At 63.8% G+C, this 13,143-nt stretch carries 13 protein-coding genes; 5 read left to right on the top strand and 8 right to left on the bottom strand.

Translation table 11 applies throughout. From position 1 onward, the window contains the following. Positions 1-79 precede the first annotated feature (79 nt). Complete coding sequence (locus AWB80_RS30170) at positions 80-1,261, top strand: CaiB/BaiF CoA transferase family protein (protein WP_061178356.1); 1,182 nt, start codon at positions 80-82, stop codon at positions 1,259-1,261. A gap of 44 nt (positions 1,262-1,305) precedes the next feature. Here the strand turns inward: AWB80_RS30170 and AWB80_RS30165 are convergent, their stop codons facing one another. The 8 genes from AWB80_RS30165 to AWB80_RS30130 form a co-directional block, all read right to left on the bottom strand. After that, entirely contained in the window at positions 1,306-2,235 is a 930-nt protein-coding gene (locus tag AWB80_RS30165; RefSeq protein WP_061178355.1) for a LysR family transcriptional regulator, read from the bottom strand. Between the two features lie 107 nt (positions 2,236-2,342). Next, the gene (locus AWB80_RS30160; RefSeq protein WP_061178354.1) at positions 2,343-3,491 is read right to left on the bottom strand and encodes a CaiB/BaiF CoA transferase family protein; all 1,149 of its coding nucleotides are present in this window, start codon (positions 3,489-3,491) and stop codon (positions 2,343-2,345) included. A gap of 1 nt (position 3,492) precedes the next feature. After that, the gene (locus AWB80_RS30155; RefSeq protein ID WP_061178353.1) at positions 3,493-4,734 is read right to left on the bottom strand and encodes a CaiB/BaiF CoA transferase family protein; all 1,242 of its coding nucleotides are present in this window, start codon (positions 4,732-4,734) and stop codon (positions 3,493-3,495) included. A gap of 67 nt (positions 4,735-4,801) precedes the next feature. After that, entirely contained in the window at positions 4,802-5,230 is a 429-nt protein-coding gene (locus AWB80_RS30150; RefSeq protein WP_061178352.1) for a Zn-ribbon domain-containing OB-fold protein, read from the bottom strand. A gap of 19 nt (positions 5,231-5,249) precedes the next feature. Then, entirely contained in the window at positions 5,250-6,461 is a 1,212-nt protein-coding gene (locus AWB80_RS30145; RefSeq protein ID WP_061178351.1) for a thiolase family protein, read from the bottom strand. A gap of 11 nt (positions 6,462-6,472) precedes the next feature. Beyond that, the gene (locus AWB80_RS30140; protein WP_061178350.1) at positions 6,473-6,970 is read right to left on the bottom strand and encodes a MaoC family dehydratase; all 498 of its coding nucleotides are present in this window, start codon (positions 6,968-6,970) and stop codon (positions 6,473-6,475) included. 82 nt (positions 6,971-7,052) lie between these two features. Continuing rightward, positions 7,053-8,195, bottom strand: a complete 1,143-nt coding sequence (locus AWB80_RS30135; protein WP_061178349.1) for an acyl-CoA dehydrogenase family protein — start codon at positions 8,193-8,195, stop codon at positions 7,053-7,055. Positions 8,196-8,348: 153 nt separating this feature from the next. Beyond that, the gene (locus AWB80_RS30130; protein WP_061178348.1) at positions 8,349-9,503 is read right to left on the bottom strand and encodes a CaiB/BaiF CoA transferase family protein; all 1,155 of its coding nucleotides are present in this window, start codon (positions 9,501-9,503) and stop codon (positions 8,349-8,351) included. A gap of 253 nt (positions 9,504-9,756) precedes the next feature. Here AWB80_RS30130 and AWB80_RS30125 point away from each other — a divergent pair, with 253 nt between their 5' ends. The 4 genes from AWB80_RS30125 (at position 9,757) to AWB80_RS44465 (ending at position 13,036) form a co-directional block, all read left to right on the top strand. Further along, a complete protein-coding gene (locus tag AWB80_RS30125; RefSeq protein WP_061178347.1) occupies positions 9,757-10,506 on the top strand; it encodes an electron transfer flavoprotein subunit beta/FixA family protein in 750 nt (249 codons plus the stop codon). A 16-nt stretch (positions 10,507-10,522) separates the two neighbouring features. Next, entirely contained in the window at positions 10,523-11,455 is a 933-nt protein-coding gene (locus tag AWB80_RS30120) for an electron transfer flavoprotein subunit alpha/FixB family protein (RefSeq protein ID WP_061178346.1), read from the top strand. A 249-nt stretch (positions 11,456-11,704) separates the two neighbouring features. Next, positions 11,705-12,559: an alpha/beta hydrolase gene (locus AWB80_RS30115; RefSeq protein ID WP_244206797.1), complete on the top strand. Its 855-nt coding sequence runs from the start codon at positions 11,705-11,707 to the stop codon at positions 12,557-12,559. Positions 12,560-12,784: 225 nt separating this feature from the next. Beyond that, a complete protein-coding gene (locus AWB80_RS44465; RefSeq protein WP_167390480.1) occupies positions 12,785-13,036 on the top strand; it encodes a hypothetical protein in 252 nt (83 codons plus the stop codon). The last annotated feature ends 107 nt before the right edge of the window (positions 13,037-13,143 follow it).

The raw sequence follows: 13,143 nt of genomic DNA, 5'->3' as shown, positions 1-13,143 counted from the left end.
CGGAACCCGGGCTGACGCTGGCCGCGCGAGCCCGGGCAACGCTCAGCTGCCGGGACATTCAACGAAACGTGAACCACACATGAAAGTACTCGAAGGCATCAAGGTCCTCGATTTCGGACGCTTCATCGCCGGGCCGTTCTGTTCGGCGCTGCTGGCCGACTATGGCGCCGACGTGATCCGCATCGACCGCGTCGGCGGCGGCGAAGACCGCTTCATCGTGCCCGTGACCGAACAGGGCGAAGGCGCGCTGTTTCTGCAAGTCAACCGCAACAAGCGCTCCATGACGCTCGACCTCGATAGTCCCGAGGGACGGGAGATCGTGCGCAAGCTGGTGGCCGATGCCGACGTGGTGATCGCCAACATGCCGCCACGCACGCTCAAGAGCCTGGGTCTCGACTACGAAAGCCTGTGCGAGATCAAGCGCGACATCATCCTCGTCGCCTCCAACGCGTTCGGCAACAGCGAGGCCGTGCGCGACCGCGTGGGCTTCGATGGCGTCGGCCAGGCGCTGAGCGGCGCCGTGTACATCGCGGGCACGCCCGACCGGCCGCAAAAGGCCATGGTGCCTGTCGTGGACTTCGCCACGGCGTTTTCCTGCGCACTCGGCGTCATGCTGGCGCTCTACGAGCGTCAGCGCAGCGGCATGGGTCAGGAAGTCACCGCTTCGCTACTGTGCACGGGCCTGAACATGGCAAGCGGCGCGCTGATTGAGGAAGCATTGCTCGGCCTGGACCGCCAGGCCACGGCGAATCGCGCGTCGGGTTATGCGCCTTCCGACATCTTCAAAGCCAGGGACGGATGGTTCATCACCCAGGTCATCGGGCGGCCAATGTTCAAGCGCTGGACTCAGTTAGTTGGCCAGCGCGAGCTGCTCGACGATCCGCGTTTTGCCGACGATAGGCTGCGTGGCGAAAACGGCGAGATCCTGAGCGATCTCATGAGCCGATGGTGCGCGGACAAGACCCAGGCCGAGGCGCTGAGCGCGCTGGAAGCGGCGCGCATTCCGGCCAGCCCGGTCAACTCGCCGCGTCAGGTGCTGGAAGACGACACCATCAGGGCCGCCGATGTGATCCACTGGATGGATTACCCCGGCGCGCCGAAGAAGGTGCCGATCTTCGCCACGCCCGTTTCGCTTTCACGCACGCCGCCGGAAATCCATACGCGGCCGCCGCTGACGGGCGAGCATACCGACGAGATTCTGGCGGGGCTCGGCCTCGATGCGCAGAGGGTCGCCGATTTGCGATCGCGCAAGATCGTCTGACCGGCCGCATGTCATGCCGATGGCCGGCGCGTGTCGACGATCCCTCACTCGGCCCGCGTGTCTCCCGGCTGATCGAGCAGTTGCTCGATCAGCGCGCGTGCGATCGGATTCAACTCACGACCGCGCGCTGTCGCGATCTGTACGCGCCGAACGGCCCACGGCTCCGTCAGGTCCAGCACGGCAACACGGTTGAACAGTTCATGACTCACCAGGCATTCCGGCTGAACCGTCACACCGAGCCCGGCCTGCACCAGACTGACGGCCACCCCTGCGCTACGGACGCCGTATCGCGGCTGAAACGCTCTGCCGAGCCGACCCGCAGCGGCCTGGATCGCGCCGAGCATCGCGCCAACCACGATCAGATTCTCCTCCAGCAGATCCTCGATCGTGACGCTCGCGCGGCCGGCGAGGGGGTGTCCCTGCGGAACGACGGCAATCAGGCGATCCTCCCGGTACGGCGTCACGTCGACACCGCCGAGATCGAGCTTGTGCGCAGCCGCGAATACGCCGACATCGGCCTCGCCGCGCGCGACCGCCTGCACGACTTCGGCATTCTCCAATTCGCTGATCACGAGATCCACGAGTGGATACTCGCGCTGGAAGTCGCCTACTTCACGCGCGAGAAACGGCACGATGATCGATCGCGCCGACGCGATCGTCAGCTCGCCGCGCATGCCGTCGGTGAACGTTGCGATCTCCGCGCGCATGCCGTCGAGGTTATCGAAAATCCGGCGGATATAACGGACGAGGACCTCGCCCGCGGGACTCGGCACAACCCCCTTCGGGCCGCGTTCGAGCAGTTTGATTCCCGCAACGTCCTCGAGATCCTGAATGCGCTTGGTCGCCGTCGATGCGGCCACGTTTTCGCGAATCGCCGCCAGCCCGATCTGCTGTTCCTCGACCGCCGACAAGAACAGCTTCAAGGTGAGCAGATCGACCTGCCGGATCAGATGCAGGCGATTGAAAGTACTCATGTCTCCCTCATGCACGTCTTCGTGACGTTGTCGGACCCTGCGGCCGACATAGCGCGCCGCGCGTGATCCGTATCGGGATTATCTTACGAGATGCGACCGGCGACAGCCTAGCGGCTCGAATCGAGCAACGTTTCGAGCAATGGGTTATCGGCACCGATGTCCCGTGCCGCATGCAAAGGCGGCGCGCGCTTGCCGTCGAATGACAGCGGCAGCCCGACCAGTCCGATCTCGTCGTCCGCCGGTTTTTCGATAATTCCGAGCGCATGCGTCTGCGCATGCTCGAGCACTTCCGCCGTCGTCTGGATCGGCGCCACGGGTACCCCGGCCGCCTGGAGCTTCGCCTGCCAGGCCGCGCGGGAATTGGTCGCCAGGCGCTCGCCGATCAGGCGATCGATCGCCGTCCGGTTCTTCAGCCGCCCCGCATTGGTCGCGAACCGGTCGTCGAGCGCCCACTCGGGGTGATCCAGCGCCGCGCACAGCTTCGCGAATAGCGCATCGTTCGCGGCGCTGATGATCAGATGGCCGTCGCTCGCCGAGTACGCGCGATGCGGCACGATGAACGCGACGCCGGAGCCGTGCCGGCCGCCCATATCGCCATCGGCGCTGTAGTTCGCGATATTGACCGTCATCCATGCCAGCGCTGTTTCCAGCAGCGATCCGTTGACGGTCGCGCCGCAATGCTTGACCTGACGGCGATACAACGCCGACAGGATCCCGATTGCCGCCCACAAGCCCGAGCCGAAATCGACGATCGACACGCCGGCGCGAACCGGCGCCTGCCCGTCCTCGCCGGTGATGCTCATGATCCCCGAAAACGCCTGCATCAGCGGATCGTAGCCGGGCAGCGTGTTCATCGGCCCGAGATGGCCGAATGCACCGATCTCGCAGTAGACGAGTTCCGGCTTGGTTACGCGCAGGCTATCGGCGTCGAGCCCGTATTGCGCGCTCGAGCCCGGCCGCAGGTTGTGGAGGAACACGTCCGCATGCTCCGCGATCAGCCGATGCAGCGTCGCGAGTTGCTCGCGATCCTTGATATCGATCGAGACCGCGCGCTTGCCGCGATTCAGGCCGTGGTAGGCGGCACCGCTGCCCTTCCACTCGCTCGGCCCCCAGCCGCGTGCCGAATCGCCCGTAGGGCGCTCGACCTTCCACACCTCGGCACCCAGAGCCGCCAGGATCCTTCCGGCGAACGGCGCCGACGCGCTGTCGCTCAGTTCGACCACCACGACACCCGACAGCGGCAGATCGCGCAACATGTCAATTCTCCTGATCCAGTACGTTTCGAGATTGCGGCACGGTATCCGTCTCGGGCGCATGGACGCCGCCGGAGCGCAGCATCCCGTCGATTTCAGCACGGCTGAAGCCATACTCCGTCAGCAGCGCCACCGAGTGTTCGCCGAGCCGTGGCGCCGGATGGCGAAGTTCCGGCACACTCTGGCTCCATTCCTGCGCAATGCCGAGCGTGCGGATCCGCCCTTCGGACGGGTGATCCTGCTCCGCGAAGAAGCCGACCGCTTTCATGTGCGGATCGTCGATGACCGTCTCGGGCGTATTCATCTCGATCACCGGAATGTCGGCTTCGGTCAGCGTGCTCACCCATTCGGCCGTGGTCCGCGTCTCGAAGACGTCTGCGAGAAACGCGTACAACTGCGCGATATGCTCGGTGCGTCCGCCGATGTTGTTGAAGCGCGGATCTTCGGCCATCTCCGGATGCCCGGACAGCACGAAGAAGCGCTTCCAGTGATGGTCCGCGTACACGTTCACGCCGATGTAGCCATCGCGCGTGCGATACGGACGGCGATCCGGATTCATCATCCGCGCATAGCCCCAGTCGCCGATGGGCGGCACGAATGTGTGTCCGTACAGGTGATCGCCGAGCACGAAATGCGCGAAGGTTTCCATCATCGGCACGAATACCTGCTGGCCGATGCCGGTCTTCTCGCGCCGGTACAGCGCCATGGCGACTGCATTGCTGGTCGCCATGCCTACGACACGATCAGCGACTGCCGTCGCGACATAGGCCGGCGGCCCGCTCTTGCGGCTCTGCAGCACCGGCATGCCGACCGCAGCCTGAATCAGATCGTCGTAGGCCGGGCGCGTCGCATAGGGGCCGTTTTGCCCGAAGCCGAATGCGCCGCAGTAGATGATGCGGGGGTTGAGCTTGCGCACATCCTCGTAGCCGACGCCGAGCCTCGCCATCGTATGCGGACGCATGCTGTAGAGCAGCACGTCGGCGGCTTGCGCCATGCGCTTGAGCGCGGCGATGCCGTCCGGATGCTTCAGGTCCAGCACGAGGCTGCGCTTGTTGCGATTCAGATGCAGGAAGATCGGCCCCATGCCGGGATTGCGGCTGGGTCCGATGTTGCGCGTGGTGTCGCCGTCGCGCGATTCGATCTTGCACACGTCAGCGCCCATGTCCGCCAGCAACAGCGATGCATACGGGCCCATAAAATTCGACGTCAGGTCGAGTATGCGCACACCGTCCAGTGGTCCGGCCATGTCAGCCTCCATCGACGAGGTGGTGGTTCAGCTTATTCACGATCTCTCCTCCGTGAATGAACGGCCTTCAGGATGACGCTAGTACGAACACAGGCAGCTTTTGTGCGCCACGCTGCACGAACCGGACTTCGACGCGCTGCCCGATCCGGATCGCTTCGGGTGCTTCGTCTATCTGCGCGAAGAGGTAGTAGCCTTCGTCCATCCGGATGAAGCCGACCGTGTACGGCGCGATCTCGGCCCACACGGGTGTCGGCCCACGTAGAACCGTGCTGTGAGAATAGATCTCGCCGCGGCCGGACGACTCGATCCAGTCGAGCGACTTCGCACCGCAGTGCGTGCAGAACGAGTGAGCCGGCCACACGGCTTCGCTGCATGAGGTGCAGCGCTGGAACGTCAGCTTTTCTTCTGCCAGCGCATCCCAGTAGGGTTGCGCATCGAGCAGCCGGTACGGCTGCGGCCAGGAAAGTGGCAAATGCGGCGAGTGCGTTTCGGTCATGGAAGTTCTCGATCGGGTATCACGTTGCGGTAGACAGCAGCACCACCGCGCCGGCGGCCAGCATCCCGCCCGCGCCCTGCACCAGCACGGTCTCGGGACGGCGCGAGGGCGCAAGCCCCAGTGCCTTCCCGCGCAGTTGCCGGACGGCCTCGATCATGCTGTCCATGTTGCACGAGATACCGGGTTGCCCGAACGACAGCCAGCCGCCGTTCGTGTCGGTCGGCAGGTCGCCGTCGACTCCGGTTCGTCCTTCGCGATAGAGGTCGATGCCGTGCCCTTTCTTCGCGAACCCCAGGTCCTCCATCACGATCGGCCCCATGTGCGCAAAATTCACCGAGATCTGCGCCATGTCGATATCGGACGGTGCCAGCCCCGACATCGCATAGGCCTGGCGTGCCGCTTCGGCCGTGGCCGTGGTGGTCAGGTTCGGGAATGCGCCGAGGCTTTCGTAGCGGCAATGGCGCATGTTCATCCGGTCGGTCAGATATTCGTGCGTCGTCGCCGATCCGTACCCGAGCAAATACACGGGATCGCGTGCATGGCGCGCATGCTCCGGCGACGTCACGACGAACGCGCCACCCGTGCCGCCGCCCCACGTCGAACACATCCAGCGGCGCAGCGGCGTCGCGACATAGGGGGACGACAGCACCGTCGCACGATCGATCTCGCCGAACTTCGCCTTCGCCGCGTGCGGATGATGGCGCCCCCAGCGCTGGTTCGCGATCGCGACGTCGGCGAGATCGCTTTCAGTGATGCCGAATTCGTGAAAGTAGCGCTGCGCGGCCTGCGCGTAGAGCGCGGGAATCGTCGGGCCGTACGGAATCTCGAACTGCGGATCGGCATCGGCTTCCGCGCCCATCGCGACCGCGTCGACGAACAACTCGGTGGCGTCGCTCTGCAGGCACAGCACGTATTCCGCGCGCCCCGCCGCGATCATCTGCGAAGCGATGGCAAGCGTGGACGTCAGGCCCGCGCCATGCATCGTCACCTCGCTTGTGATCGTCACCGGCATCTGCATGTGCGAGATGAAGATGTTGCTCCACTGCGAACGCTTGTCGGCCCATGGCGAACGTCCCGTGAACACCGCATCGACCTGATCCTTGCGGATGCCCGCTTCCGCAAGCGCGTCGAGCGTTGCCTCGGCGGCCAACTGCAGCGGATCCTTGCGATTCGCGCGCGATGCATAGGCATCGCCCATGCCGACGATCGCCGCAACTGGACGAGGAGTCATGGCTGCGCTCCTCAGACCTTGAACTCGGGTTGCGCTTCGGCGATCAGCGCATCGAGGTCCGCGCGCTTGCGCAGCATCAACAGGCTCCATTCGCTGCGCTGCACGACTTCGCCGCGCTGGTTGTACGCCTGGATCAGCATCGTGCCGACGCCGAACTTGTCGTCCTTTTCCTTCTTGGCGATGACCTCGGCGCTCGCGTAGACCGTGTCGCCGATCTTCACCGGATTCAGGAAGCGCATCTTGTCGACGCCATAATTTGCCTGGATCGCGGGGCCGAATTGCAGGAGGCCGGAGATCAGCGAGAACGTCAGCATGCCCTGCACGATGCGCTCGCCCCAGCGCGTCTTCTCCGCATATTCCTTGTTCGAGTGGATTTCGATCCAGTTGCCCGTGAACATGCAGAACATCACGACGTCGCTTTCGGTCACGGTGCGGCCGGGCGAGCGGAACTTCATGCCGACTTCCAGTTCGTCGAGGGGAATGTTGATGCTGTTGTTGATGCCGCTCATGGCGGGGTCTCCTGATCAGTTGGATGCTCGAATACGGCGCGGCGGCGTCAAGCGCGCCGCGCCGGCGACAGATGGAAAGAGGTTACTGGCGCATCGATTTCGCGATGATCGTGCGCTGGATCTGCGACGTGCCACCGCCGATCGTCGACTGGATGCTCTCGCGCAGATAACGCTCCATGTCCGCTTCCGGCAGATTCGCGTAGCCCCCGAGAATCTGCATGCCGGCCAGCGCGCATTCCTTCAGCGTTTCCGAGCCATACAGCTTCGCCATCGAGACTTCGCGGCTGCACGGCACGTGATCGGCTGCCATCCGCGCGGCGCGATAGCACAGCAGGCGCGCGGCCTCGACCTTGGTCTGGCAGTCGGCGAGCATGTGGCGAATCACCTGGAAGTCGTACAGTTGGTGGTCGAACTGAATGCGGTCGTGTGCGTAACGTGTGGCCGTCGAGACGGCCTGCTGTGCATTGCCCGTATAAGCCGCGGCCACCGCACAACGTTCGAGTTCGAGGTGTTCGGTGATGATTTTCCAGCCCTGCCCTTCCTCGCCCAGCAGCGCATCGGCAGGCACGCGCACTTCGTCGAGGAAGATCTCGGTGGTGCCCGTCGCGTGACGCGACAACGTCGGCAGCTTGTTGATCACCATCCCCGGCGTGTCGTTCGGAATGAGCAGCACCGACAGGCCCTTGTGCTTGTCATCCGTGCTCGTTCGCACCAGCATCGCGATCACTGTGTTCTTCGCGGCGGCGCCGCTGCACCAGAGCTTCTGGCCGCTGACGACCCAGTCGCCGTTGCTGTCGCGACGTGCGCGCGTCTTCGTGTTCGCGGCGTCGGAGCCTGCATCGGGTTCGGAGATGGACACCGAGAAGCGGATCTTGCCGTCGATGAATGGCTGCACGTATTGCTTCTTCTGCGCCGGCGTGCCGAATTTGGTGATGTTCATCGCGGTGAACGTCGGCACCAGCACCGAGCACGCGAAGTCGAAGCCGAACTTGCCGAGCCCTTCGGCCATCAGCGAATAGTCGAAGATGTCGCCGCCCGAACCGCCTTCGGTTTCCGGAATCAGGATGCCGAGCCAACCTTGCTGCGCGATTTTTTCATACGCTTCGTAGGGGTAGTCGCGGTTCGTGTCGCATTTGCGCACGTATTCGACCGTGATCTCGTTGTCCATGAACTTGTTCACGGTTTCGAGCCACATCGTTTGCGAGTCGTCGAGAAAGTTAGCCATTGTCTTCGCTCCATGTGTTGACGTCTGCTGAAGCAGCCGCATGTTCATCGTGGAACGAGCTTATGACTTCACGCGCCGCAAACCAACTGACCGTTTCTGAAGTGACGATTCGAAATATCGAAATCGGCTGCGGCCCATACGGCCGCGGCGACGTCACGCGATCGCGCCGGCCTCGCGCAGCCTTTCGAGTTCGATGGCGGTAAATCCCCAGTCGCCGAGCACCTCGTCGGTATGCTCGCCGGGCAGCGCAGGCGCCGACTGGATCTCGCCGGGCGTTCTGCTGAAGCGTGGCGCGGGCGCCGGCTGGATGACTCCGTCGCGTTCGACGAACGTCTGCCGTGCGCGCAAGTGCGGATGGTCCGGCGCTTCCGCCAGCGACATGACCGGCGCGATGCAGACATCGCGGCCCTCGGCGAGCGCGCACCATTCGTCGCGGGTACGCGTTCGGAAGATCGCTGTGAACTTCGCATGCATCTCCGGCCAGCGGGAACGATCGTGCTGGTCAGGCATCTCTTCTTCGCGCAAGCCCAGCATCGCCAGTGTATTGCGCCAGAAACGCGCTTCGTTCGAGCCGATGCTGAGCCAGCGGCCGTCGGCAGTCTCGTACACGTTGTACCAGGGCGCACCGGAGTCCAGACGATTGCTGCCGCGCTCGTCCTTCCAGTACCCGCTCGCGAACATTCCGTAGAAGAGCGTCATCAGCGAAGCGGAGCCGTCGACCATCGCGGCGTCCACTACCTGCCCCTTCCCCGAGCGCTTGCTCTCGAGAATCGCCGATACCACGCCGAGCGCAAGATACAGCGAGCCGCCGCCGAAATCGCCCGCCAGATTGAGGGGAATCACGGGCGGTCCGCCGACCACGCCGACTGAGTGCAGCACGCCGCTCAGAGAGATGTAGTTGATGTCGTGGCCCGGCGCCTGCGCGAGCGGCCCATGCTGCCCCCAACCGGTCATGCGGCCATAGACGAGCGCGGGGTTCGCCGCAAGGCAAGCGTCGGGGCCGAGTCCCAGCTTCTCCGCGACGCCCGGGCGAAAGCCCTCGATCAACGCGTCGGCCTGACCGGCGAGCTTGAGGATCGCCTCGGCCGCTTCCTTTTTCTTCAGATCGAGTGCGGCGCTGCGTCGGCCGCGATTCAGCAGGTTGAAGCGGGGATCGCCGGGCTGACCGCCGTCGTAGCCGGGCGGCCGGTCGATACGAATGACATCGGCGCCAAGATCCGACAACAGCATGCAGCAGAACGGCACAGGCCCTATACCACCTAGTTCCACGATCCTGATACCTGCAAGCGGCCCTTTAGCGTTGTGCATCGCGAGTGTCTCCATGGAAGCGCCCGTTGAGCTTACCCGTGTCAGGCAGGCAGTCCAATTTCGATTTGTCGAACCGGCATTTCGCTGCAGTCGAAACCGCGAATTAGGCGATCCCGCAGCCTTCCGAAGTACGGAACCATCGTTCGAGCGGTATTGACGCAACGCCGATCGAACCGCCACTGTGAACACCATACCAATGCAATGGCCGCACACGCGGCCTTCGGTTCAATGTTGAATGGAAAGGAGATGCAAAGTGAAGGTATTGGTCCCCGTCAAGCGTGTCGTGGACGCGAACGTGAAGGTCAGCGTCAAATCAGATCAGTCGGGCGTCGACATCGCGAGTGTGAAGATGTCGATGAACCCGTTCGATGAAATCGCAGTGGAAGAAGCGGTCCGGCTGAAGGAAGCGGGCGTCGCAACCGAAGTGATCGCCGTGTCGGTCGGCGTCGCGCAGGCGCAGGAAACGCTGCGCACGGCGCTGGCGATCGGCGCGGATCGCGCGATCCTCGTGCAGTCGAACGACAGCGTCGAGCCGCTGGGCGTCGCAAAGGTGCTCAAAGCGCTGGTCGACAAGGAGCAACCGCAGTTGGTGATCCTCGGCAAGCAGGCCATCGACGACGACTCGAACCAGACGGGGCAGATGCTGGCTGCGCTGGCCGGCTTCCCGCAAGCGACGTTCGCATCGAAGATAACAATCGCCGACGGCTTCGCAACTGTCTCGCGCGAAGTGGACGGCGGCACGGAAACGCTTTCGCTGACGCTGCCGGCCGTCGTCACGACCGACCTGCGCCTGAATGAGCCGCGCTACGTGACGCTGCCGAACATCATGAAGGCGAAAAAGAAGCCGCTGGAAACCGTGAAGCCCGAAGACCTCGGCGTAGATGTCGCGCCGCGGATCAGGACGCTAAAAGTTGCCGAACCAGCGAAGCGGGCAGCCGGCGTGAAGGTGCCGGATGTGAAGACACTGGTCGAAAAGCTGAAGACCGAGGCCAAGGTACTGTGAGAGGGAGCAGAAAGACATGACGATTCTCGTAATCGCGGAACACGACAACGCGTCGCTCAAGGCCGCGACGCTGAATACGGTTGCGGCAGCAGCGAAGATCGGCGGCGACATTCACGTGCTCGTCGCGGGCCACGACGCCCAAGGCGCGGCGGACGCGGCGGCGAAAATCGCAGGCGTTTCCAGAGTGCTGCTGGCCGACGCGCCCCAGCTCGAAGCGGGGCTGGCGGAAAACGTCGAGGCGACCGTGCTGAACATCGCGAAGGATTATTCGCACGTCCTCGCGCCGGCCACTGCGTATGGCAAGAACGTCGCGCCGCGCATCGCGGCGATGCTGGACGTCGCACAGATCTCCGACATCACGAAAGTCGACAGTGCCGATACCTTCGAGCGTCCGATCTACGCGGGCAACGCGATAGCAACGGTTCAGTCGAGCGATCCGATCAAGGTCATCACGGTGCGCGCGACGGGGTTCGATCCGGTCGCTGCGGTAGGCGGCAGCGCATCGGTCGAGAAAATCGACGCGTCGCCGGACGCGGGCAAGTCGCAGTTCGTCAGCCGTGAAGTGACGAAGCTGGATCGCCCGGAACTCACGAGCGCGACGATCATCGTGTCGGGCGGTCGCGGCCTGGGCAGCGGCGAAAATTACACGAAGGTGCTGGAGCCGCTGGCGGACAAGCTGGGCGCAGCGCTGGGCGCATCGCGCGCTGCAGTCGATGCGGGCTACGTGCCGAACGATTATCAGGTCGGCCAGACCGGCAAGATCGTCGCACCGCAGCTCTATATCGCGGTCGGCATCTCCGGCGCGATCCAGCATCTGGCGGGTATGAAGGATTCGAAGGTGATCGTCGCGATCAACAAGGATGCGGAAGCGCCGATCTTCAGCGTGGCCGATTACGGTGTCGTCGGCGATCTCTTCGCGCTCGTGCCGGAACTCGCAAGCGAACTATAGAGCCACCCGCGCAAGCGCGGACGGACATCGAGCAACCGTGCGTAACGTGTGCGTGACGTGTACGTGACGCACGATAAAACCAGAGAGGCACCCGATGCACCCGAAGCCCGCATCGCACCGCCCGCCGTCCGTCTCCCGCAATACCGCGCTTCGTCACGCCGTCAGGCGCTTTGAGTCATGAGCCTGGACCTCGAAACCCGCGCGTTCATGGACAAGCTCGCCGCGGTAGCATCGAAGCCACGTCATTAGATGACGCCGGAGGAGGCGCGCGCCGCATTTGCGCAAATCACTACGATCCTGTCCGCCGGCGCCGAGGTACGCGCCATCGTTCCACTTGATATCCCCGTCGACGGCGGCATACTCCGTGCGCGCCTCTTCGTGCCGGACGAAAGACCGCAAGCACTGGTCGTGTACTTCCATGGCGGCGGCTGGGTCGTCGGTGGAGTCGACGAATTCACGCCGCTCTGCCGGGAGATCGCTGCGGGAGCGGGTGTCGCCGTTGCGCTTGTCGAATACCGGAAGGCGCCGGAGCACGCGTTCCCGGGGCCGGTACACAATGCATGGCAAGCGACGCAGTGGCTCGCCGCGCAACGGATCGCGTTGCTCGGCGTCGAATTGCCGGTGCTCGTGGGCGGCGACAGCGCGGGCGCGAATCTCGCGATCGCGGTGACGCTGCTCGCCCGTCACGAACGCACGGTGCGACTCAAAGGTCAGCTGCTCGTCTATCCAGTGACCGACTGCACTTTCGATCGACCGTCGTACGTCGCACCGGAGAATCAGCTTCTGACCAATCGCGAGGTGATGATGTGGTATTGGACGCACTATGCGCCAACCGACACGGCCCGACATGCGAGTCTCGCATCGCCATTGCGTGAAGCCGATCTCTCCACATTGCCGGAGGCGATCATCGTCACCGCGGAACACGACGTACTGCGCGACGAGGGTGAAGCGTATGCTCGGCGCCTCGAACAGGCAGGCGTGCCTGTTCATCATCTTCGTGCACAGGGGCAGATGCATGGCTTTCTGATGATGATCGGCGTGCTTCCCGGCAGCCGCCGCGCGCTCGGCTTCATCTGTGAACGGCTCCGCGGCCTCGTCGCGTGATCGCTGCGTCGACGTGCGCTGCTGTCTGACTAACGCGTTTCGAACTAACCGAGCACATGCATCGGCGACGGCTAGGCGATGCGCATCGTCGCGTGACGCGGCAGCGGCGGGAATACATGCCACGCGCCGTCTTCGTGCTGGAAGAAGCAGATCGCGACGTCGCCCTTCGCCGCCCGGGCATCGATCCTCACGCATCGTCTGCATGCCGCACGCCGCAGAAAGTGAATGCGAAAAGGGATCGCGCCGTTCGGTGTCAGCCAACTCTCGATTGCGTCGCGCAAGGTCTTTCTCGTCACGTCCATCACCATCTCCCGCTTCGGCCACCCGCTGCAAATGCGTTTGTCATTGCATTCATCGTGCGACCCGCCGCAACCTAGTGTCAACGGCGCCGATCAACCCGTTCCGTACTTTGACTGCACAACTCGCCAGGTGAATGAGCATCACGAACGTTCATCTCGCGAACGTATGTTTGATTGAGCAAGCGACGGAGCTAATGAGCGCGGCGGCAGCATCTGCGGTGTTCCAAGGGGCCGTCCCCGGTTTGAGCAGACCGATTTCGCACGATGGTCAAAGTACGGAACGAC

The sequence above is a fragment of the Caballeronia pedi genome, from assembly GCF_001544915.2.
Lineage (GTDB): Bacteria > Pseudomonadota > Gammaproteobacteria > Burkholderiales > Burkholderiaceae > Caballeronia > Caballeronia pedi.
Note: the sequence above shows the minus strand (reverse complement) of the source record. Positions and strands in the feature narration are given on the sequence as shown.